Annotated in this window: 23 protein-coding genes; 13 read left to right on the plus strand and 10 right to left on the minus strand. The window is 57.7% G+C overall.

Translation table 11 applies throughout. The features are described 5' to 3' along the window. The first annotated feature begins 129 nt into the window (after positions 1-129). Both Q666_RS37450 and Q666_RS37455 read left to right on the plus strand, forming a co-directional pair. Positions 130-3153 (plus strand): condensation domain-containing protein, encoded by a 3024-nt coding sequence (locus tag Q666_RS37450; RefSeq protein ID WP_023001380.1) that lies wholly within the window; start codon positions 130-132, stop codon positions 3151-3153. A 339-nt stretch (positions 3154-3492) separates the two neighbouring features. Beyond that, positions 3493-4566 (plus strand): fatty acid desaturase, encoded by a 1074-nt coding sequence (locus Q666_RS37455; RefSeq protein ID WP_023001381.1) that lies wholly within the window; start codon positions 3493-3495, stop codon positions 4564-4566. A 271-nt stretch (positions 4567-4837) separates the two neighbouring features. Here Q666_RS37455 and Q666_RS64705 read toward each other — a convergent pair whose 3' ends face one another. Both Q666_RS64705 and Q666_RS37460 read right to left on the minus strand, forming a co-directional pair. Then, on the minus strand, positions 4838-5545 hold the full coding sequence (locus Q666_RS64705) for a response regulator transcription factor (RefSeq protein ID WP_081713177.1): 708 nt from the start codon (positions 5543-5545) through the stop codon (positions 4838-4840). 579 nt (positions 5546-6124) lie between these two features. Next, positions 6125-6349 (minus strand): DUF4287 domain-containing protein, encoded by a 225-nt coding sequence (locus Q666_RS37460; RefSeq protein WP_023001383.1) that lies wholly within the window; start codon positions 6347-6349, stop codon positions 6125-6127. A 117-nt stretch (positions 6350-6466) separates the two neighbouring features. On the opposite strand from Q666_RS37460, the gene Q666_RS37465 reads away from it, so the two are divergent. The 7 genes from Q666_RS37465 to Q666_RS37495 all read left to right on the plus strand — a co-directional run bounded on the left by Q666_RS37465 (position 6467) and on the right by Q666_RS37495 (position 10431). Next, the gene (locus Q666_RS37465; protein ID WP_023001384.1) at positions 6467-6988 is read left to right on the plus strand and encodes a MarR family transcriptional regulator; all 522 of its coding nucleotides are present in this window, start codon (positions 6467-6469) and stop codon (positions 6986-6988) included. 95 nt (positions 6989-7083) lie between these two features. Continuing rightward, positions 7084-7461: a YciI family protein gene (locus Q666_RS37470; protein ID WP_031269494.1), complete on the plus strand. Its 378-nt coding sequence runs from the start codon at positions 7084-7086 to the stop codon at positions 7459-7461. After that, positions 7448-8701 (plus strand): RNA polymerase sigma factor, encoded by a 1254-nt coding sequence (locus tag Q666_RS37475; protein WP_031269497.1) that lies wholly within the window; start codon positions 7448-7450, stop codon positions 8699-8701. The genes Q666_RS37470 and Q666_RS37475 overlap by 14 nt, the downstream gene beginning before the upstream one ends. Before the next feature lie 71 nt (positions 8702-8772). After that, the gene (locus tag Q666_RS37480) at positions 8773-9237 is read left to right on the plus strand and encodes an SRPBCC family protein (RefSeq protein ID WP_023001387.1); all 465 of its coding nucleotides are present in this window, start codon (positions 8773-8775) and stop codon (positions 9235-9237) included. A gap of 11 nt (positions 9238-9248) precedes the next feature. Next, on the plus strand, positions 9249-9644 hold the full coding sequence (locus Q666_RS37485) for a DoxX family protein (RefSeq protein WP_035907806.1): 396 nt from the start codon (positions 9249-9251) through the stop codon (positions 9642-9644). 254 nt (positions 9645-9898) lie between these two features. After that, a complete protein-coding gene (locus tag Q666_RS37490; protein ID WP_023001389.1) occupies positions 9899-10132 on the plus strand; it encodes a type II toxin-antitoxin system CcdA family antitoxin in 234 nt (77 codons plus the stop codon). Beyond that, entirely contained in the window at positions 10132-10431 is a 300-nt protein-coding gene (locus Q666_RS37495) for a CcdB family protein (RefSeq protein WP_023001390.1), read from the plus strand. The genes Q666_RS37490 and Q666_RS37495 overlap by 1 nt, the downstream gene beginning before the upstream one ends. A gap of 37 nt (positions 10432-10468) precedes the next feature. Here the strand turns inward: Q666_RS37495 and Q666_RS37500 are convergent, their stop codons facing one another. From Q666_RS37500 to Q666_RS0132800, 7 genes are all read right to left on the minus strand, one after another. Next, positions 10469-11497 carry an ATP-binding cassette domain-containing protein gene (locus tag Q666_RS37500; protein ID WP_023001391.1) on the minus strand — a complete coding sequence of 343 codons (1029 nt, stop codon included), beginning with the start codon at positions 11495-11497 and terminating at the stop codon, positions 10469-10471. Further along, complete coding sequence (locus tag Q666_RS37505) at positions 11494-12243, minus strand: glycerophosphodiester phosphodiesterase family protein (protein ID WP_023001392.1); 750 nt, start codon at positions 12241-12243, stop codon at positions 11494-11496. The genes Q666_RS37500 and Q666_RS37505 overlap by 4 nt, the downstream gene beginning before the upstream one ends. A gap of 12 nt (positions 12244-12255) precedes the next feature. Further along, complete coding sequence (locus tag Q666_RS37510; protein ID WP_023001393.1) at positions 12256-13065, minus strand: carbohydrate ABC transporter permease; 810 nt, start codon at positions 13063-13065, stop codon at positions 12256-12258. Beyond that, entirely contained in the window at positions 13055-13924 is an 870-nt protein-coding gene (locus Q666_RS37515) for a sugar ABC transporter permease (RefSeq protein ID WP_023001394.1), read from the minus strand. Before Q666_RS37515 ends, Q666_RS37510 begins: the two co-directional genes overlap by 11 nt. Positions 13925-13994: 70 nt before the next feature. Beyond that, positions 13995-15251: an ABC transporter substrate-binding protein gene (locus Q666_RS37520; protein WP_031269502.1), complete on the minus strand. Its 1257-nt coding sequence runs from the start codon at positions 15249-15251 to the stop codon at positions 13995-13997. Between the two features lie 140 nt (positions 15252-15391). Continuing rightward, on the minus strand, positions 15392-16276 hold the full coding sequence (locus tag Q666_RS37525; RefSeq protein WP_023001396.1) for a MurR/RpiR family transcriptional regulator: 885 nt from the start codon (positions 16274-16276) through the stop codon (positions 15392-15394). Positions 16277-16401: 125 nt separating this feature from the next. Then, positions 16402-17061: a winged helix-turn-helix transcriptional regulator gene (locus Q666_RS0132800; protein WP_031269503.1), complete on the minus strand. Its 660-nt coding sequence runs from the start codon at positions 17059-17061 to the stop codon at positions 16402-16404. Between the two features lie 100 nt (positions 17062-17161). Between Q666_RS0132800 and Q666_RS37530 the strand changes: the two genes are divergently transcribed. The 4 genes from Q666_RS37530 (at position 17162) to Q666_RS37545 (ending at position 20050) form a co-directional block, all read left to right on the plus strand. Then, positions 17162-17887 (plus strand): DUF1428 domain-containing protein, encoded by a 726-nt coding sequence (locus Q666_RS37530; protein WP_031269504.1) that lies wholly within the window; start codon positions 17162-17164, stop codon positions 17885-17887. Continuing rightward, positions 17884-18558 carry a glutathione S-transferase family protein gene (locus Q666_RS37535; RefSeq protein ID WP_023001399.1) on the plus strand — a complete coding sequence of 225 codons (675 nt, stop codon included), beginning with the start codon at positions 17884-17886 and terminating at the stop codon, positions 18556-18558. The genes Q666_RS37530 and Q666_RS37535 overlap by 4 nt, the downstream gene beginning before the upstream one ends. Before the next feature lie 96 nt (positions 18559-18654). Continuing rightward, positions 18655-19131, plus strand: a complete 477-nt coding sequence (locus Q666_RS37540; protein WP_031269505.1) for a VOC family protein — start codon at positions 18655-18657, stop codon at positions 19129-19131. A gap of 25 nt (positions 19132-19156) precedes the next feature. Next, positions 19157-20050: an alpha/beta hydrolase gene (locus Q666_RS37545; RefSeq protein WP_161633260.1), complete on the plus strand. Its 894-nt coding sequence runs from the start codon at positions 19157-19159 to the stop codon at positions 20048-20050. 6 nt (positions 20051-20056) lie between these two features. Here Q666_RS37545 and Q666_RS37550 read toward each other — a convergent pair whose 3' ends face one another. Then, on the minus strand, positions 20057-20506 hold the full coding sequence (locus Q666_RS37550) for a deaminase (RefSeq protein WP_023001402.1): 450 nt from the start codon (positions 20504-20506) through the stop codon (positions 20057-20059). Positions 20507-20509: the final 3 nt, after the last annotated feature.

The following is a 20509-nucleotide window of genomic DNA, read 5'->3' on the forward strand; positions in this document are numbered from 1 at the left end:
GGCTGTGCCTGCTAACAAATGCAACTCATATCCGCTTACTCAGTGAGCCCCGCGTCGTCGGCCCGAATGGCTGCGGACGAGCTCCCAAGGCAAGCAATCAGCACGACACATGAGTATCGGGAGACTGACATGACCGGAGGTTTCGACCGCCTGTTGACAGCAACCGAGTTCGAGCGTTTCGACGCGGAACTCAAATCCCTGGACGGAGCAACCCAGCCTGCCGTCCCGACTGGCCGTTTACCGGAAAAAGGCCGGGAACCGCACACCGTCACGCAGCATCAGGAACGGATCTGGCTGGCGCAACAGCAAGATCCGGACAAGGTGCTGCGACATGCCCAAGTCTACCGGCTCGGTGGCACACCCGATATCGCACGCCTCGCCCGCGCCGTGGACGCGATGGTCGAAGCCCTTCCCGAGCTGGCAATGCGCTATCGCTTCAGTGACGAGGGAGAACTCGTGAAGTCCCTCTCGCACGGGCCGGACGGAACACTTGAAATCATCAAAGCTGAAAACCAGCAGGAAGCCGTTTCACTTGTCCTGGCCGCCCAGAAAGCACATTGGGACAGCGAAGCCGAACCCCCTTTCAAGGTGCTGCTGATCCTCTGCGGTCAAGCGGTGATCCTGGGCCTGCTCATGCACCGAATTCTCGAGGAGGTCTGTACACCGGAAGATGTCCTGAGAAGTCTTGTGGCAGCCTATGACGGCAAGGTCATTGCTGCACCGGCGCTGCGTCAAGTGAAGCAACTTGAGCCTGATTTTCCCGGCCTTGCGCCGGTCACCTGGTTGCGACGGGGCGAAGGATTGGCCGATACGGCCGTTATCGATTTCAACGGAACACCTGGTCTTCTGCCAACGAGCGACCGGCTCGCGCTGAGGTTCGGAACCTTGCTCGAACCTGTCCTCCATCATGACCACGGTTACTCTTCTTCGGACCACACCACATTGCTGGCACAGGTTGGGGTTCGTTTCGCGCAGTTCCTGTGCAAGCTCGGCGGTCACGAACGGATCGAAGCCATTTTCCCGTCATGGCAGACAGGCAGCCTGACTGACCCTTGCGGCGGATTTGCCCGTTCCGACAGCTTTGCTGTTTCGGTTGGACGGGACATGGCTCCCGAAGAAGGTGAACGGCAAGTTCTGTCTCATCTGAATGCGATTTCCAGATCGGAAAAACACGACAACAACACACTGGCAGCAGACCTACCCAAGGTCTGGATCCAACGCCTCGCCGATCCGAAAACCATCGTCCCGACAGACACACTCGACTTCGACCGGATACCCCTGCCGACGTATGAAGCGCGCCCCGATTTCGAGCTGGCAGTGGGCTTTGACACAGAAGGCAGGGCAATTCTTGAACTGGTCACGGGACAGAGGATCAGGCGACATGCCGGCAGTTTGGTGCTGGATCTGTTTTCCGGTTATCTCCGGAACCCGGAGGTTCTTTCAATCGCGGTGAGCCAGCAGCTTCTCCAGAGCGAAAGTGCCCGTGTTTCTGACGCTTCTCTCCATGCAGGACAAGGAACTTCCCTCGACGTGACGGCCATTCAGGCGGCCATCCTGCAGGAGTTTCGGGATGCGCTCGCTGTTGCAGATCTCGCACCAGACGACGACTTTTTCGACTTCGGTGGACATTCGCTGGTTGCCACCCGGATCATCGGCCGCCTGCTTCATGATCATGGCATAGAGGTTCGTTTCAACGATCTTTTCGGCAACCCGACAGCAGCAGGTCTTGCCCGGCACGCAACATTGGTCGATACCGCCGGCGAAAGCGCCGGGAACCACAACGTCGAGATCAGAAACGGCAAGGCGAGCGACGCTGCCACACCTCTTGCTCTTGCGCAGATGTCGCTCTGGAAGATCTATTCGGCTCTTGGATACCGCGAGATCTTCAACTTGCCGTTTGCCCTGGATTTTCTCGACCCCGTGGACGAAACCGTTTTCGAAGCCGCCTTTGGTGACCTGATGAAACGGCATGCCGCCCTCAGGACTCTCTACTTCGAAACGGAGGAAGGTGATGTCTTGCAGAAGGTTGTCCCCGTTGACGAGCTGGCGACCTACAAATGGTTCTGGACCAGCACGGAAAGCACCGGTGCGGACCGCAATGCCGAAGCCATTTATTGCTTCGACCTTGCAAAGGAATTGCCGGTCAGGTTGCGGTTTCTCACCGATCCGGAAACAGGTCGGCAAGTGCTCTCGTTCCTGTTTCACCATCTTGCGCTCGACGAATGGTCTGTGAACCTGATGATGGACGAACTGGTTGAAGCCTACCGCGCACGCAGCCTTGGCGTTGCGCCCGAGTGGCCGGACGAACCAGCACCTTTTCACGAGTTTGCCCGCGAGCAGGTGCAGTCGGGCGTCAATGCCCGGCACCTTGCCTTCTGGACGGACATGCTCGGTGATGCACCCAGGGAACTGGTTCTCTTCACCAACGAACCCAAACTCCTCGATGAACCCGCCACTGACGATTGTTCGGTCGCAGGCGGCTGGGTTGAAATGCGGCTGGAGAGCGACGTTTCCGAGGGGCTTTATGCCATTGCCAAGGAAAACAGCGCTTCCCTTTTCAACGTCGTCTATGGCGCGATTTCCGCCGCGCTTCAGGCCCTTGGGGAATTGTCCGATCTGGTGATCGGCACCTCTGCCGCGGGCCGTACGGACCCCGACTATTTCGACACGATCGGCTACTTCACTACTGTCGTCGCCCACCGGGTTCGCTTCGGAAACGATCCGACTGTCGGCACCCTGATCGGCAACATCAAGGACATGATCAACGGATCGATGCCCTTTACCGACATTCCGATCGACCTTGTGGAAGATGCCCTTGGCATGACGCCTGGAATGGACCACCTGTTCGATGTGTTCATTCAGATCCATGCGCAAAACAAGTTGAACGGCAACCTGCCAGCGCCGGATGGCGGTACCATCGCGTTTCGCCAGGTCGACCCGGACAAGCATGAATCCCATCTCGGACTGCAATTTGAAGTGATGGAAGAGGTCATCGACGGCAACCGCGCCATCCGCGTGCTGATGAGCTACCAGGCCAGGCGTTATTCACCTGCGCAGGTAGACGCAATCCGCGCGTCCGTCATGTCAATGTTCACGCAATTCTCGCGTGGAGATGCCTCGAACATGAAAATTTCCCAACTGGCCAGGACCTGACCTTCCCACATCATCGGAAAAACACCTTCGGGCTGACGGCCCGAAGGTCCCCGGCCTCAGGCACAGCTCCCGAAACCGCTGACCGCCTCCGGTTGGGCGGACTTCCGTTTCACACTGGCGCGAGACGTCGAATTTCTGAAATGAATTTGATAATCGGCGGATCTTCCGTCGATTTTTCTGAATAGTTTTCCGTAAATGCAAAAATATGATTGTAGATGCGGCAGAAAACCTGCAGACCAACTTGACCGGCAACGTCGGCTTAATAGCTGCTCGATATCCACGGACGTCATTCCTGGAGAAACGATCAAACTCCGGAATACTGCGTGGAAGGCCGCATGAATGACCGTAACCTCTAATAATACCGCGGCCGAGCTCCGCCACGGCTCTGAAAATTCGACTGCTGATCGCCAGAACCGGTCCTGGATCGCAGCTCTTGCCAAATTCCGGAACATCAGTGCGCGCCGCAGCAGTTTCGAGATTGCGATCACGGTCCTCCCCTTCATTGCACTGTGGGGAATTACCGCGACACTCGTCGTACACGGCTACTGGTTCGGATTGTTCCTGACGGTCCCGGCGGCAGGGTTTCTGGTCCGGCTTTTCATCCTGCAGCATGATTGCGGCCATGGGAACTTGTACGCCCGGCGCAGCATGAACGACTGGATCGGCCGGGTCATCGGGGTACTTACCTTCACCCCTTACGATTACTGGCGCCGAACTCACGCCATCCATCATGCCTCCGCCGGAAACCTCGACCGTCGCGGCGTCGGTGACATCGATACACTGACCGTGCGCGAATACAGAGCCCTGTCCCGCTGGGGCCGCCTCCGCTACTGGCTCTATCGGCATCCGGTCGTCATGTTCGGGCTGGGACCGGCATGGCTGTTCGTCGCCCAATACCGGCTTCCCTATGGCCTGATGCGCGCCGGAATGCAGCCCTGGGTGTCGACAATTGCCACAAATCTCGGGATCGCGGCACCGTTTGCGCTCATGATCTGGCTGGTCGGCGCAAGCACGTTTTTCCTTGTGCAGGTCCCGATCACTCTGATGGCAGCCAGCGCCGGCGTTTGGCTCTTCTATATCCAGCACCAGTTCGAAGAGACCCATTGGTCTGAAGAAAGTGACTGGGATTTCCAGCATGCCGCGCTTGAAGGCAGTTCACACTACGACCTGCCGCCCCTGTTGCGCTGGTTCTCCGGGAATATCGGCATCCACCACGTGCACCACCTGTCTCCCAAAATTCCCTTCTACCGGCTATCTGAAGTCCTCAAGGAACATCCGGAACTGCGCAATGTCAGCCGTCTTACCTTGCGTCAGAGCCTTGGCTGCGTGAAGCTGGTCCTGTGGGATGAAAACGCAAGGCGTCTTGTTTCCTTCCGCGATGAGCGGCTAGCAAGACTGGCCGCCCCGGCCTGACCGGCTTCGAAGCGGCAGAGCCCGCCCAGAGCGCCCTGAAAAAGGAACATGAAACAACGAGGCGTGACGGACACCGCGATCGCGCTCTCAATGCCGCCGGACAACCACAGCATGAGGCAAGTTGTATCCATATGAAATAACCATACGTATAGATACAATTCTCAATAATCTTCACACCAGGACTCGGCAGCATCCATAGACTTGTTTCTGCCAATTTACATTCAGCAGATTGGACCATTCCCGGTCGTTGGCAGAGTTTTCGAATTTCAGCCTAACCGTTACCGCCGGCGGATCGATGTATCTGAAGATATGCGGCGGCTGCTTCAGTCCTGTTTGATACGCCCATCTTCGAAATGATGTGGTGAATGTGAAGTTTGATCGTGTGCTCCGACAGCGAGAGATTTGCAGCAATATGCTTGTTTTGCTGCCCTCGTGCGATCAACTCCAACACTTCCCGCTCTCGGGGTGTCAGCGAACTTACGATGTGCACCCCGGACACGCCGGTGGCAGCAGTCGCCTTGCGCGCCTTTTCCAGCTGCACGCTCCTGTCGATCTCGAGAAGTTCGACAAGATCCGGCGGCATGTAGGAACCACCATGCAGCATGATCTGGATCGCATAGAGCCAAAGATCCAGCCGGAGGTTCATGGGTATGACGTTATTGATGATACCGGTTTTCAGACATTTTCGAATGTGCAGCCTGGATGTGTACTCACCGTTAAAGGTTAGACACAGGATGGCATTGGGATACGTGTCCTGGAACACTTGCAACAAATCGGCATTCGTGGCGCCAAAGGCTTCATCAACCAGGATCAGAGAAGGCAAAATCCCTTCCTGTTCGGCCTTTTCAACCAGCACATCCCAGTCAGTTGAAACCTGCACAACGAGACCCGGCAGCTCCCGAACCAATGAATTTTCCAAGGGTTTCGGCAATTTGTCCCTGGGACCTATAAAAAATAAGTAACGCAAATGCTTGGACATTGAACGTCTCCCGAAGGACCATGACCAGCTCTATTGATTACGTAAAGGAATTTCAGGTCATGACTCGGCTAAAAAGGATCAATGGGTTTTAAATACCAACCAACATTTTAGGGCAATTAGTCTACACCGGGGAAAAAATCAGTGACATAAATCATTATATCTAATCGCACAGATATCGTCGCCTCAACTTCTTCTTTTTATTCTTAATACAAAAGCCTTCACCAAAATCAACACCCGATACGGATGAAAATATTTAATGCAACTACAGTCGAACTCACCTCAGTTTTATTGTTTTTTTCATGTAGGTTTTGATTATGACCAAACGCTTCTCCAGGCAAATATTTAGCCGGAGAATTCAACTGGCAATATATCTTCAAACCGCCACTTAAACGCTAAAGTCTTACCTACTTCCGCGTGGCACTTGAAATGCTTGAGAAGCACAACCAGCAAACAAACAAATCGGTGAAGACTGACCGGCTTTTGCCTGTCGCTCCGCTGGCGACATCCTGGGTGGTGGAGGCGATCTCGTCTTTAGCGGCGCGCACTTGAAAACAGGCCCATCACCGCTCAAGCAATCGATCACTTCTTGTCTTCAGAGAGCGTGGCCGCGACGATCGCATTTGCATGTCCGTGCCCAAGCCCGTGCTCTGTTTTCAGAAAGTCGACAATTTCCATGTGCTTCTTTCCGGCCTGGGCGCGCACGAGAGCTTGCCACTCGCCGATAGGCTTGCCGTATTTCTTTTCGATAGACGGAAAGTACGACGCCGGCCCCTTCACCTTGGCGACCTGATCTTTTTCAGCCACCGCACTCTCCTCTCGTGATGCATGCAACGCCCGAGACCAAGCACCTGACGTCGCCGGGTTGATTTATCTTGCGCGAAAGATAAACTGAATTGTCTCGCACGCAAGATAAAATCGAGAATGAGCAAAAACGATACGGATCACGTTGAACGCCGACGCCGGCAATGGGAGCTGGAGTTGCCAGAGGTTGATACGCGCGGCATGGCAATCCTTGGCCGCGCACGAGTGATCACCCATTTGGCCCGGCCGGGCATCGAGGCCATTTTCTCAAGACACGGCCTCGATAGCCGGGAATTCGACGTGCTCTCGACGCTGCTGCGCTCCGGATCACCTTATCAGCTTCGCCCCACGGAACTGTTCAATTCCCTGATGCTTACGTCAGGAGGGCTAACTGGCATTCTGGCTCGCCTGGAAAGGGCCGGATTGATCGAAAGGCCAAAGGACCTTTCAGACGGCCGGAGCTCGCCCGTCCGCCTATCCAAGAAGGGGATGGACCTCATCCGGTCCGCTTTCAAGGAAGACATGGCTCACGAAGCCCGATTGATTGACTGCCTCACAGATGAGGAACAGCGCACGCTTTCGGCATTGTTGGGGAAGTTGACGAAGGCTCTGGAAGGATCGGAAGGCGGTCGCAAGAGCTGAAAGGCCGAACAGCCTTACTGCTCTTGCCAAAAAACTATCCGTAATGTCGCAATTCGAATGTCAGAACCGTCCTTGTAACTATGGAACCGTTTTTCATGTTGTACATGCTGCTTTGCTATAATGATGAAGAGGTCACCTCCGCGTGGAGTGCCGAGGAAGACGCCGCTGTCATGAAACGGCTGCAGGTCGTCCACGAGAAGTGGGCTGATCAGTATGAGCTGGCTGCCCGCCTCATGCCCACCAAAACGGCCTCTACCCTCCACAAGAAGGAAAATCTCGTTACCGATGGCCCCTATGCGGAGACCAAGGAACAGCTGCTCGGCTTTTATCTGGTCGAGGTTGAGGATCAGCAGCAGGCCCTGGACTTTGCCAGAGACCTTACCGAAGCCAACCCCGGTGGAGCGTATGAACTGAGGCCGGTCAAGAGCTTCCACCCGGGCACCACGACTGACACCGACAATGCAACCGCCTGATCTCACATGGATTGACAGCAAATTGACTGCCTCGCGGCCACGGGTGATGGCCGCATTGCTCCGGTATTTTCGTGATCTGGATCTGGCCGAAGAAGCCTTTCAGGAAGCCTGCTTGCGCGCCTTGAAAAACTGGCCGGACAACGGACCGCCGCGAAACGTGGAAGGATGGCTGATCACCGTCGGCCGCAATCTGACGCTGGACGTGCTGAAACGCGAGGCAAGGACCTCCAGCCTGCCCCCCGAAGACGTTCTGTCGAACGTGGAGGATACCGAACCGGACCTGGTTGAACGGCTCGATACGGCGGACTACCGTGATGACATCCTGCGCCTCCTGTTTATCTGCTGTCATCCGGATCTGCCGGCTACCCAACAGATCGCGCTTGCATTGCGCATCGTATCCGGCATTCCGGTTGGTGACATCGCCCGGGTATTTCTGGTCGGCGAACACGCGATGCGGCAGCGGATCACCCGTGCAAAGGCGACGATAGCCGACGCTGGCGTGCCGTTCGAGACACCGGATCAGGCAGAGCGGGCAAACCGGCTGGCGGCTGTATCCGCGATGATTTATCTCGTCTTTAGCGAAGGCTACAGCGACCCTGATCCGGCTGGCGAGCGCTCGGGTCTGTGCCACGAGGGTATTCGCCTGGCCAGGCTGCTGCTGCGGATGTTTCCCTCCGACCCGGAACTCATGGGACTGCTTGCGCTCATGCTGTTGCAGCATTCCCGTCAAGAGACGCGAGTTGACGCAAACGGCCTGTTGGTCCTCCTGGAAGATCAGGACAGATCACGATGGAACCGGCCCATGATAGCCGAAGCCCTTGTCCTCATAGACAAGGCGATGCTCCGCCGCGGACCGGGGCCCTATCAGATACAGGCGGCAATCGCTGCTCTGCATGCGCGTGCCGCGACACCGGAAGACACCGACTGGAAAGAGATCGAACAGCTATACGCTGCACTCGAGCGTCGCTCGCCATCTCCCGTTGTCACCCTCAACCGTGCCGTTGCGGTGTCGAAAACGGAAGGGGCCGCAGCTGCGTTGCAGATGATCGAACCGCTCGCCGTCAAACTTCGCGGATATTTCTATTATCATGGCGCGCGTGGGGCGCTGCTCAAGCAATTGGGGCGGACAAGCGAGGCACGCTGCGCATTTGATCAGGCCATTTCACTTGCCGGGACGGTTGCGGAAGCCGCTCATATTCGCCAACAGCTCGACCAGATGACAGGCCTTGAAAAAAACTGAACTCATTTGTCGCACATGCCATCCTTCATTCGTCCTTGAGCTATCAACAACAGCGCAATGGACGAAATCAGATGTCAGAACAACAGCATGCACTCGAACTGATCCTTGACCTGGATGCTCCGCGAGAAAAACTCTGGCGTTGCTGGACAGAGCCGAAACTGCTTGAAAATTGGTTCTGTCCCAAGCCCTGGTATGTCTCCGATGCCCGTATCGATCTGCGTCCTGGCGGCGAGTTTTCCTGTCGCATGCATGGTCCAAACGGCGAGGAATTCCCAAATACCGGTGTCTTTCTGGAAGTCGTTCCAAACGAACGTCTGGTCACCACCGACGCATTCCATCCCGGCTGGAAACCAACCGGCCGCCCCTTCATGGTGGCCGAGGTAACCTTTGAAGATCTGGGGGGTGGCAGGACCCGTTACCACGCTCAGGCTCTTCATTGGACGAAGGAAGCCAGGGAAGAACACGAACGGATGGGGTTTCACGAAGGCTGGGGCAAGGCTGCCAAGCAGCTTGAAGAACTTGCCAAGTCTATCTGATGGAGCGCAAAATGAGTAACGGGACCACCATGCTTTGGGCAGGTCGCATTCTGACGGGCCTTTTCGCCCTGTTCATGCTGGGCGCTTCCATTGCGCCGAAGCTGCTCCATCTGCCGGTTGCCGAAGACACGCTGGCCGAACTTGGCTGGCCTGCGGGGTACGCATTTCCGATAGGCTTGATCGAACTGGTCTGCCTTGTTCTTTACCTCATTCCGCGCACCAGCGTGTTAGGAGCAATCTTGATGATGGGCTTGCTCGGCGGTGCCATGGCAACCCAGATCCGGGCCGGGTCACCCCTGTTCAGCCATGTGCTGTTCAGTCTTTATCTGGGCCTGTTCATGTGGGGTGGCCTGTGGTTACGCGCTCCGGACCTGCGCAGGCTGTTCCCGTTACGAAGATGGAGTTGAACTGACACTTCCGATCAATCGAGAAAGACCTGTCCAAGGGAAACTCTTGCCGCTCACTGGCCTTGTCCCCTTCCCGGTGGCCCTTCGTGAAAGGATACTCGTCTGCCCGGACAGTAAGGGCGCTTCGCGTTGGACAGGTCTTTCTCGAGGCCATCGGTCTCTCAGTGTGATAATGCGCATTTATGATGCGCATTGAAAATGCGTAAGCGTGCCGCTATTATCCGGGTACCGGGTATGAATGGTTTGGAAACAAGATGGCACGCGTTCACGCACGCAAGGCGACCAATTTGACAATTGATATGACGCTGGTCGGTTCGGCGAAGGAACTGGGCGTGAATATTTCCCAGGCAGCCGAAGAAGGTATCCGGCGCGCGGTTTCACAAGCCCGCGCGGAACGGTGGAAACTGGAAAACAGGGCGGCCCTGAACAGCTCCAACGACTTTGTCGAGGAACACGGCCTGCCGCTTGAAGCGAGACGCCTGTTTTAATGGCCAGAAATCAGCTCTACCGGCTGAAACCGGACAGCGTTCTGGTGCTGGATGTGCAGGCAGACCTTCTGGAAAGCCTCAACACACGCGTCGTCGTGCCGCTTTTGCCCAGGTCTCGCGCACCAGCGCCCGCGGCCTACCTGAACCCTATATTCGGCTGGGAGGGCGAGGAATACGTCATGGCGACCCAATTCCTCGCCGCCGTGGCGGTTTCCCAGCTGGGAGACCCGATCGGCAGCCTCGACGAGAACTTTGCGGAAATTACCCGCGCACTGGACACCCTGTTCCAGGGCTTCTGATTACCGGTTCAACCAGTTTCAAAAGACGCCTTACCGCTCAAGCCATTTCCACCCGGCTTTCACTTGCTGCATCGAAGTAGATGGCCTGATCGGTGTCATAGCCGATCCAGACGGTTTCGCCTCCGGAGGTCATGTCATGCCGCGGGGCGGTCACGATCAACCTGCCGACGTCGCTTTCACAATGCAGGACCAGATTGGCACCCGTCATCTCCGAAAAGACAATCCGTGCGGGGATTGCGGGAACGTCCGGTGACGAGGTGTGTACCTTCATATGCTCCGGCCGCATGCCGACCGTGAGACCTGTTCTGCCGGACCAGAAGGGCAAGGTTTCAATGGGCAGAAAATTTGTCGGCAGCATTCCGAGGAACCCAGCGACGAAGCGGTTCGCCGGCCGGTCATAGATCGTGCCGGGCGTGTCGAACTGCAGAAGATCTCCATCTTTCAGGACGGCGATCCGATCCGCCAGGGAAAGGGCTTCACCCTGATCGTGGGTTACGTAAACGACAGTCGCCCCCAGTTGCCGGTGGAGCTCCTTGATTTCCGAGCGCATGGCAACCCGCAGGGCGTTATCCAGATTGGACAGCGGCTCGTCCATCAGGAAGATGGAACTGTTGCGCGCCATGGCCCGGCCCATCGCGACCCGCTGACGCTGGCCGCCGGACAGGGCGCCCGGCTTTCGGTCGAGATAAGGATCAAGCTTCAACGTTCTGGCCACTTCCTCTGCCCGGGCGTTGCGCTCCGATTTGGCGACGCCGCGCAACTCCAGACCAAAGGCGATGTTCTGGCGCACGTTCATATGCGGATAGAGGGCGTAATTCTGGAAGATCATTGCAATGTCCCGATCCTGCGGCGCAACGTCATTGACGCGTTTGCCACCGATGCGGATATCGCCCTGATCGCATTTCTCCAGGCCGGCGATGAGGCGTAGCAGCGTGGATTTTCCGCAGCCCGAAGGGCCGACGATCACGACGAATTCCCCGGCTTGCATATCCAGCGAAACGCCATGCAGAACTTCCGGCCCGCCAGGATAGGATTTGCGGATATCTGTCAGTTCTATCCCGCTCATGACCGCCCCTCCCCCTGCCAGCGGTTCCGGATCGCGATCGCAAGGCTGGGCCGGTCGGTGGTGAAAACCTTCACACCGAGCCGAAGCGTCTTTTCGATTTGCGCACAGGTATGTGCTGCCCAGCAGCCGAACTGAAGTCCGGCGTTCTCGACAGCAGTCATCAACTCTTCATCTGCGCAATCGACATGAACACCGATTTCCGGGATCCCGTGAGCCTTTGCCACTTCGAGCGTGCCTGCGGTTCCCAGTTGCTGAAGAACCGGCGGGCTGACAAGCCATAGTCTTGGCCGCTCTGTTGCCCTGGCCAGCTCGTCCTGTGTTTCGACCAGAAAGGAGGAAAACACCGTACGCTCCAGCATGTCTTCTGCGGCAAGCATTGCGACCACCTTCGGAACGAAGTCGGCATAGGGTCTGCGATCCGGACCGGGCTTGATCTCGCAGCGGAAGCCAACGGCACTGCGCCGGTAAATCGCGCAGAGCTCCTGGAGGGACAGAGGATGGCCTCCCGCGCCGTAATCGATCGTTGCCGAGCGAACCTCGGCCTCGCGCAGATCGCAGATCGCGCCGGACCTGTCGGTCGTTCGCTCGAGTGTCGCATCGTGGTGGACCATGATGGCGCCATCTGCCGTCGGGTGCAGGTCGAATTCGACTTCCTCAAGCGCCATCCGCGCAGTGGCTTCGAAGCCCGCCGGTGTGCTGTCGCCAAACTCCAGGGTGCCGCCGCGATGAGATGCAATACGTGTCATTGAAACTTCCATTTACTTGACCGCACCCATGGTGATGCCACGCACCAGGTGCCGTTCGACGAATATGAAACCGAGCAGGACGGGAAGAATTGTGATGGTGGAAGCCGCCATCACCAGTGGCCAATTGACCACGTCTTCACCCGGGTTGACCCGGTAGAGACGCGCAAGACCGATCTGGAGCGTGTAGAGGTCTTCGTCACCAACTGCCACCAGCGGCCAGATGTAGCTGTTCCATTCCGTGATGAAGATGAACAGCCCCATGGAGAATATGGCCGGGCGGGCAATCGGCACGATCACGCGCCAGAGCACCTTGAGCGGTGTTGCTCCGTCCATGTAGGCCGCTTCATCCAGGGCGATCGGAATGCCGCGGATGTACTGCCGCAAAAAGAAAGCCGCGAAACCGTTGGAAATTGCCGGAAGAATGAGCCCTGCATAGGTGTCCAGCAGCCCCACCTTTGCAAGGGTCAGGTAGTTCGGGATCAGCGAGATATGGCTGGGGATCATCAGGGTTGCCACCACGGCCGCAAACAGCAGGTTGCCGCCAGGAAAACGAAACCTGGCAAAGGCAAATGCGGCCATTGTCGACACCGTCAGGGCAATGAACGTGACCAATCCCGATACGACGATGCTGTTCAGCAGATAGCGGGCAAAATGGTATTGCCCGATGGCCAGCTCGTAATTCTCCAGTGTGAACTCGAACTTGCCAGTGTAATAGGCGTCCACCGTCTGGAACGACATGAAGACCGAATAGAGTGCCGGAGACAGGAACAGGAGGCCGGCAATCAGTGCAAGCCCTGCAAGGATGCGGCTGTCAGGCTTCATAATGCACCCTCCGGCCCAGAACCCGTGCCTTGAAAAGGGCCAATGCCATCAGCAGCACGAAGAGCACAACGGCTAGTGCAGAGCCCTGCCCGATATCGAACAGCGTGAAGCCGACACGGTAGAGCATGTTGACCAGCATGTCGGTGGCCCCCGCCGGACCACCCTTGGTCATGACGTCCACGACGGTGAACACCTGAAAGGCCTCGATCACCGAGACGACAAGCAGGAAATAGGTTGTGGGCATCACCAGCGGAACGGTTACACGGCGGAAGACGCGGCCTTTCCTGCCGCCATCGACGGCGGCGGCGTCATAAAGTTCCTGCGGGATTGCCTGAAGCCCGGCGATGTAGATGACGATATCGTAGCCGAGCTGCTTCCAGGTGTTGACGATGATCAGCACCCAGAGCGCGAGCTGCGGGTCCTGAAGCCAGGGAACCTTGCCGAAGCCGAGAGTTTGCAGGAAGGCATTGATCATGCCGTAGTCCGTCGCAAACAGCCAGGAAAACACCACCGCGATGGAAACGGTGGACGTAACAGACGGCAGGAACAGCGCGCCGCGCAGAATACGGGACGGCAGAGCCTCCCGGACCAGGTAACTTGCAACCACAAGCGCAAGGCAAAGCCGGATCGGAACGGAAATGACAGCAAAGATCGCAGTCACCTTGAGCGAATTCCAGAACTCGTGGGACGAGAACAGCAGCCGGTAGTTTTCGAAACCGACAAGGGGCATCGTCGGCGACAGGAAATCCCATTCCCGGAAGCTGAGATTGAGACTGGCTGCAATCGGAATGTAGGTGAACACCGCGATGAAGGAGATCAGCGGCAGCACCAGAATATAGGGTGTCAGGCGGGACAGCATCGGAAAGGGCTCCGGAGACACCGGGCTTCTTCTGGAAGCCCGGTGCTGATGTCGAAAGAAAATCGGGCGATCAGTTGGTGCGCTCGGCTTCCTTTCGGGTGCGGTCCGCGAAATCCTTCAAGGTTTCCGTGACATCACGCTGACCAAGGGCCATGGCCTGCCACATGTCGTATTCGGTTGCGCGCATCCAGGTGACCACCGGCGGGCGCGGACGGCCACGGGCAAAGTCCAGCTGGTCGATTGCAACCGTGATGCCGGGCTTGTCCTGAACGGCGGCGGCGGCCAGCGGCTGTTTGGCGGTATTCTTGTTGATCGGCATATAGCCGGTGCCGGAGAACCAAGTGGCGTTGGACTCAGGTGATGCGGCAAAGCTGATGAACTTGTAGGCGGCGTCCTGGGTTTCCTTGTCGGCTGACGACAGAATGCCGATACCGGCCCCACCGATCGGCACGGCACACACCTTGTTGCAAGGCATCGGACGAACGGCAAGGTTATCGCCGAGCGCCTTCTTGGAGCGGCCGTAGTTGCCCGTTGAATTCAACATGATGCCGACCTTGCCGGCCAGGAAGGCATCCCTGCCGTTGTTTTCCTTGGTCACGCCGTCGGCAGAGGCAACCTTGTGCTCATGCACCAGCGAGGCCATCCATTCATAGGCTTCGATCGTGTTCGGGCTGTCGATCAGGATCTCGCCGGTCTTGCTGTCGATCAGGTCACTGTCGTTATCCATGATGAGACCCCAGCGTGCGAACTGGCCCGGTGCGGCAATGCCCGTGATGCCTTCGTCGCCCAGCTTCTCGGTAATCTGTTTGGATACCGCCAGAAGATCGTCGTAGGTCTTGAGCGCCGGCTCTTCGGCAAAGCCGGCCCGCTCGAAGATCTCCTTGTTGTAATAGAGCACCGGCGTGGAGGAGTTGAACGGCACGATGTAGTTCTTGCCTTCAAAGACGCCGACTTCGCGGGCAAAATCGAACAGGTCGTCCTTGAGCGGGTCGTTGTTGACCTTTTCGGTCAGATCCAACAGCACGCCGCGGTCAGCGAAGAGACCATACCGGGTAACTTCCATGATCACCGCGTCCGGCGCCCGGCGCGCCGGGATGGCAGCCTGGAGCTTGGCGACGATATCATTGTAGTTGCCGATGAACTGGGCATCGATCTTGATATCAGGGTTGGCAGCCTGAAAGTTCTCGATGATCTCGCCAAGCGCTTCGCCGCCGCTCCCATCGAAGCTGTGCCAGAATTCAACCGTGACGTCCGCCTGCGCGGCACCGACGCTGCCAGAAAGGCCAATCAGGCCCGCCAACAGCACTTTCTTCAAATTCTTCAACATGGAGTCATCCTTGTCAGAGTGAACTATTTCCGTTTGCGCACGAGACTTTGCCGCCGGTTCCAACGGCGGTCTTTTTTGGTTTGTTCAGCGAATTCCGTGTCCGGCCCCGCTTCCGGGAAGGGGCAGGTTTGCTGGCGAACTCATCTGCGCCAGCGTGGCGGCAGCGATTGACGAAATGCCTTGAATTCCTCTAGGGACCGGATCGATCTACCGCCATCGATACCGGCCAGATCGAGAATGACCGCGTTGGCAATGGTCATCGGCACGACCAGCGACTGGGATTCCCCCGCCTCACCGCGCGAGGCGCAGATCTGATGATCGGGCGCGGGGTCGAACCGGGCCGCGAGCAGGTCCGTCAGCGCCAACCTTGTCGCGCCGCGCATGGACGCAATCCCGTTTGCATCGCTGATTTGCTGTGAAGGGCGGCGGAAGGCGAGCAGCCAGACGACATCGTCCGGTGAGAGCCTGTTCAGCATCTCGGCAAAGTGATGGGTGCGGTCGCCAAGGTCGGCGGCATCATACCCGGAGCGCTGCAAGCGCAGGGCAATCAGCGAGGACAGGCTCGCGGCATGACCGCGACCGAAAATGAAGATCTTGCGGGCATCGCGCAGGGCTTCGGAGAAGGCGCGGATATCGCTGTCGGGGACGGCAGTACGCAAGGCCTCGAGGGCGGCAATTTCACTGTCGAGCACGGACGACAGCACTTGCCCTTCTTCCGCCCGCACCAGCCGGGCCGCCATGCGGGCGGCCGGGTTCTCGAAGTCGTTGCCTTCCTCAACCAGATTTGCCTGCAGGTAGGCTCGAAATTCCGGATAACCTTCAAAGCCGAGCCGCTTGGCCAGACGCACCGCTGCGGCGGGATGCACGCCCGCGCGAAGGGACACTTCCTTGCCGTTTTCGATGGCGGCTCGGATCGGGTCCTTGACCAGCACATCGAGTAGACGGGTATCGGACCCCGTCAGCCGGGAGGCGTTGCGGGTGATGAGATCGGACAGGAAACCGGAGGATGGCACAGGTTTTGACATGCCATCGTTCTAGTTTTGCAATTTGAATTGCAGGCTACAGTTCGATGAAATTTTTATTACAAACCCCGGAGCCGGTACAGACGCCGGTACAGGCGCTCGCACCGTCGGGCAGCCGTCCAGCCAACTCAGGTTTTTCTTTGCAGTTTGAACCGCGAGACGAATTCAGCAGCAAGGGACGCGTCTCCCGACACCTCGACCACGCCTTTGGCGATCAGATCCGCAAGCGGAACTGAGCCATAAACGGCTGAAGCCATCCGGTTGCCGTTGCCGGAAAGCACAAAGGGCGCGTCAGGACGGGAAACCGCCTTGGTGTGAACCCTGCCGGAGATCAGCTGCATCTCGAATGCCTCGCCCTTGAAATCGAATCCGGCAAGCGCGTCTCTTTGCGCCGCAGCCTCCGGAACGACGTTGACACCCATGGATATCATCAAGGCAGACGGGCTGATGAAACGCGTCGGATCGTGACCGGGCACCAGCAACGCCCACCGGCACAGCGATTCCAGCACAGGCAGCAGAGCCTGGCCCGCCTCAGTCAGGGAATACACCCCCAGTCGCTCGTCGTGTTCGATAACATCGACCTCTACAAGCTGTGCAAGACGGCCAGTCAGAACACTCGCGGTTATGCCCGGCAACCCGGCGCGGATCATCTGAAAGCGTTTAGCGGAAAACATAAGCTCGCGCACAACGAGCAGAGCCCACCTGTCACCTATTAGGTTCAGGGCGTGGGCGGCCAGGCACCCCTCGTCATAACGAAGGCGCGTTGTTGTTTTTGTCTCTTTGGTCATTTTTTCATACTGGCAGTTGTTTTTTCATACTAACGCTGTCACGATAATGCTGCAACCGGGATGTTCCCATCATCCCGACAAAAAGGAGGAAATGATCGCCATGTCCTATTTCACAGGTGCGGTAGCGGCTGTTCCGGCCGCAAACAAGCAGAAATATGCCGACCACATCGCCGCTGCCTGGCCTCTGTTCAAATCCTACGGCGCCACCCGCATGGTCGAAACCTGGGGTGTTGATGTTCCGAAGGGCAAGGTTACGGACTTCTACGGCGCCGTCGACGCCAAGGAAGACGAGGCAATCGTGTTTTCCTGGATCGAATGGCCGGACAAGGCTGCTGCCGATGCGTCCTGGGAAAAGATGCAGAACGACCCTGCCATGAAGGAAATTCCGGAAATGCCGTTCGATGGCAGCCGGATGATCTTCGGCGGATTTGCCCCTGTCTACGAGGCAGGCAGACACAGCGATGCTGGTTATTATCAGGGGTTTCTGCTGGCGGTGCCCGAAACGAACAAGAAGGCCTACGCCGAGATGGCGGACGAAGGCTGGAAGATGTTCGAGAAATTCGGCGCTCTCGGGATGATCGAAAACTGGGGCACGGATGTACCGCGCGGCCAGAAGACCGATTTCTACCGGGCCTCCAAGGTGGAAGACACCGAAGTGCCCGTCTTCAGCTGGGTTGCCTGGCCGGACCGCGCCACATGTGATGCCGCTGCCAAAGAAATGGAAGCGGGGATGGCCGACATGGACATGTCCGCGATGCCTTTCGACGGAATGCGGATGATGTGGGCCGGCTTCGATCCGCTCTTCGACTCGGAGAAAGCCGCATGACCCTTACCCTCTACACCTTCGACTGGCTGCCGGAGTTTCCACGCGGGTTCGTGCGGGATCTACGGGTCCGCTGGGGTCTGGAGGAGATTGGTCGCAGCTACCAGGTTGCGACCGTGCCCGCACACCCCAAGAGCGCCGAACACCGCAAGCTGCAGCCATTTACGCAAGTGCCCGTAATCCAGGACGGTGAGCAGACGCTTTTCGAAAGCGGAGCGATCCTTGTCTACCTTTGCGAAGGCACCCCGTTGCTGCCGGACGAGCGGAAAGCGGAAATCTGGCAGTGGCTGTTCGCCGCGCTGAACACGGTTGAATTGTCGGTGATGCACTGGGTCAGCATGATCCTGGCCGAGCGGGTCCCGGAATTCTTTGGCCCTCCTCCGGCAGCCGACGTCACGGCTCACGCCAAGGCAGACATGGAAACCAAGCTGACTGCGCTACAGCAGGCTCTGGGCGACAAGGAGTGGCTCGCCGGTGACTTCTCCGTCGCCGACATCGCGATGGTGGACGTGCTGCGCGTGGTCGCGGCCGAAGAGGCCCTTGATGCCCATCCGGATCTTGCAGCCTATGTCGAACGGGCAACATCCCGCCCCGCATTCAAGAAGGCCATGGCAGATCACATGCAGCATTGGCAGGCGGCGGACGCCGAACAAGCGAAACGCAGCACGGGCTGACGCGGGCTTTTCCGCAAACAATGTCATGTCGCCTCTGGATCTTTGAGTAGAGCCATCCGGGGCGACGGTATAACTCCAGGACTGGAAACAATGTCGATTGCAAAGAACACAATTTGCCTCTGGTACGAAAAAGACGCCGAGGCCGCGGCACGATTTTACGCTGAAACCTTTCCAGACAGTGCTCTGAAAGCCGTCAACCACGCCCCCGGCGACTATCCTTCCGGGAAAGAGGGCGACGTTCTGACCGTGGAATTTACCGTGCTGGGCATTCCGTGTCTCGGCTTGAACGGCGGCCCCACATTCAAGCACAGCGAAGCGTTCTCTTTCCAGGTTTCGACCGAGGATCAGGAAGAAACCGACCGTTACTGGAACGCCATTGTCGCCAATGGCGGCGAGGAAAGCGCCTGCGGATGGTGCAGGGACAAATGGGGCATTTCCTGGCAGATCACCCCGCGCACGCTGATGGAAGCCCTGGCTGCCGGTGGCGGCGAAGCAAAGCGCGCCTTTGGCGCAATGATGGAGATGAAGAAAATCGACGTGGCTGCCATCGATGCGGCCCGCCGGGGCGACTGACCGTACCCGAATGGCCGGAGATTTCGTGAACCAGCCCTGTAATTTCGAGAAATCCGATATGAAGAAATCACTATTAGGTGCAGCTGCAACGTTGCTGATAACAAGCCTTGCGCAGGCAGACACGGTTACCGTGAACGGTCACGACGTCTATTACGAAGTTCACGGGGACCTGGAGACCGGCGAAACGCCGGTTCTACTCCTTCACGGCGGCATGCAGAGTATCGCCTCAAGCTTTGGCGCCTTCATCCCTGAACTTGTCGAGGACCGGCCAGTGATTGGCGTCGAGCAGCAGGGGCACGGACACACGCCTCTGAATGACGAACCAATCACCCTGGAGACCATGCGCATTGATACCATCGGTGTGCTTGATGCCCTGTCAGTGGAAAAGGTTCATGTCGTCGGATTCTCGGCGGGTGGCATGCTGGGACTTGACCTCGCGGTCAACATGCCGAACAGACTGGCCTCTCTGACAAGCATTTCCGGCAGCGCCTCGCCAGACGGCTTTGTGCCCGGCATCATCAGGATGCAAAAGGACCCGGACTATGTGCCGCCGGCCGAAGTTCTGGCGATGATGCCGAGCGAAGAGGAATTTGCGGAGATGTTCGCCGAGATTGCGGCCGTGAACCCGGGAGGTGCCGAGGCCGCGCCGGTGACGATGCAAAAAATGAGCAGGTTCATAACCACGGACTGGGGATGGACAGAGCAACAGGTCGCGGCAATTCCCGTGCCGTCGCTGATCATGAACGGTGACAACGACTTCATCCTGGCAGAGCATGCACTCTATCTGTCAAAAACCATTCCTGACGCCCGCCTGGCAATTCTGCCCGGAACCACGCATATGAACATTCTGAAACAACCGGAACTCAAACCGATGATCAGAAAATTCCTCAATGACATGGATAGACAAGCCGGCGAATGAGGTTTCCTAAAGCAATAGCTGAATACCTGCTTCCTTGAGCATGAGCTCGGAAACCTCAAAACTGTGATCAAGCTTGCCGTCATGCGATGGTCTGGGCGGGCATTCCACACAGGACAGCCCGCTTTGAATGATCGCCCTCGCGCAGTCCGCACAGGGAAACCGGTTGACGTAGAGGGTGCAACCGGCAAGCGCTACACCGGCGCGGGCTGCGTTGTAGATCGCATTGCGTTCGGCGTGTTCCACCCAGAAGAACTTTTCACCGCTCGGGCGGTCGAGACGGGTTTCATCCGTTCCGGAGACCCCGCGCGGCAGGCCGTTGTAACCTGTCGCGCGGATTTCCTGGCCAGGTCCGACAATGACTGCGCCCACCTTGAAGTCGCGATCTTCAGACCATTGTGCGATGTGATCGCACAGCCCGAGAAACCGGTTGCGCCATTTGCCGGAATTGCTGCCCAATGT

The sequence above is a fragment of the Labrenzia sp. C1B70 genome (genome assembly GCF_000475395.1).
GTDB classification, from domain to species: domain Bacteria; phylum Pseudomonadota; class Alphaproteobacteria; order Rhizobiales; family Stappiaceae; genus Roseibium; species Roseibium algicola.

Excerpts from the sequence above, each read along its gene's own strand:
- Q666_RS37535 (WP_023001399.1), top strand. The coding sequence starts at position 17,884 with ATGACCCTTACCCTCTACACCTTCGACTGGCTGCCGGAGTTTCCACGC.
- Q666_RS37475 (WP_031269497.1), top strand. The coding sequence starts at position 7,448 with ATGCAACCGCCTGATCTCACATGGATTGACAGCAAATTGACTGCCTCG.
- Q666_RS37500 (WP_023001391.1), bottom strand. The coding sequence starts at position 11,497 with ATGAGCGGGATAGAACTGACAGATATCCGCAAATCCTATCCTGGCGGG.
- Q666_RS37525 (WP_023001396.1), bottom strand. The coding sequence starts at position 16,276 with ATGTCAAAACCTGTGCCATCCTCCGGTTTCCTGTCCGATCTCATCACC.
- Q666_RS0132800 (WP_031269503.1), bottom strand. The coding sequence starts at position 17,061 with ATGACCAAAGAGACAAAAACAACAACGCGCCTTCGTTATGACGAGGGG.
- Q666_RS37480 (WP_023001387.1), top strand. The coding sequence starts at position 8,773 with ATGTCAGAACAACAGCATGCACTCGAACTGATCCTTGACCTGGATGCT.
- Q666_RS37450 (WP_023001380.1), top strand. The coding sequence starts at position 130 with ATGACCGGAGGTTTCGACCGCCTGTTGACAGCAACCGAGTTCGAGCGT.
- Q666_RS37510 (WP_023001393.1), bottom strand. The coding sequence starts at position 13,065 with ATGAAGCCTGACAGCCGCATCCTTGCAGGGCTTGCACTGATTGCCGGC.
- Q666_RS37520 (WP_031269502.1), bottom strand. The coding sequence starts at position 15,251 with ATGTTGAAGAATTTGAAGAAAGTGCTGTTGGCGGGCCTGATTGGCCTT.
- Q666_RS37465 (WP_023001384.1), top strand. The coding sequence starts at position 6,467 with ATGAGCAAAAACGATACGGATCACGTTGAACGCCGACGCCGGCAATGG.
- Q666_RS37530 (WP_031269504.1), top strand. The coding sequence starts at position 17,162 with ATGTCCTATTTCACAGGTGCGGTAGCGGCTGTTCCGGCCGCAAACAAG.
- Q666_RS37485 (WP_035907806.1), top strand. The coding sequence starts at position 9,249 with ATGAGTAACGGGACCACCATGCTTTGGGCAGGTCGCATTCTGACGGGC.
- Q666_RS64705 (WP_081713177.1), bottom strand. The coding sequence starts at position 5,545 with ATGTCCAAGCATTTGCGTTACTTATTTTTTATAGGTCCCAGGGACAAA.
- Q666_RS37470 (WP_031269494.1), top strand. The coding sequence starts at position 7,084 with ATGTTGTACATGCTGCTTTGCTATAATGATGAAGAGGTCACCTCCGCG.
- Q666_RS37505 (WP_023001392.1), bottom strand. The coding sequence starts at position 12,243 with ATGACACGTATTGCATCTCATCGCGGCGGCACCCTGGAGTTTGGCGAC.
- Q666_RS37495 (WP_023001390.1), top strand. The coding sequence starts at position 10,132 with ATGGCCAGAAATCAGCTCTACCGGCTGAAACCGGACAGCGTTCTGGTG.
- Q666_RS37515 (WP_023001394.1), bottom strand. The coding sequence starts at position 13,924 with ATGCTGTCCCGCCTGACACCCTATATTCTGGTGCTGCCGCTGATCTCC.
- Q666_RS37490 (WP_023001389.1), top strand. The coding sequence starts at position 9,899 with ATGGCACGCGTTCACGCACGCAAGGCGACCAATTTGACAATTGATATG.
- Q666_RS37455 (WP_023001381.1), top strand. The coding sequence starts at position 3,493 with ATGACCGTAACCTCTAATAATACCGCGGCCGAGCTCCGCCACGGCTCT.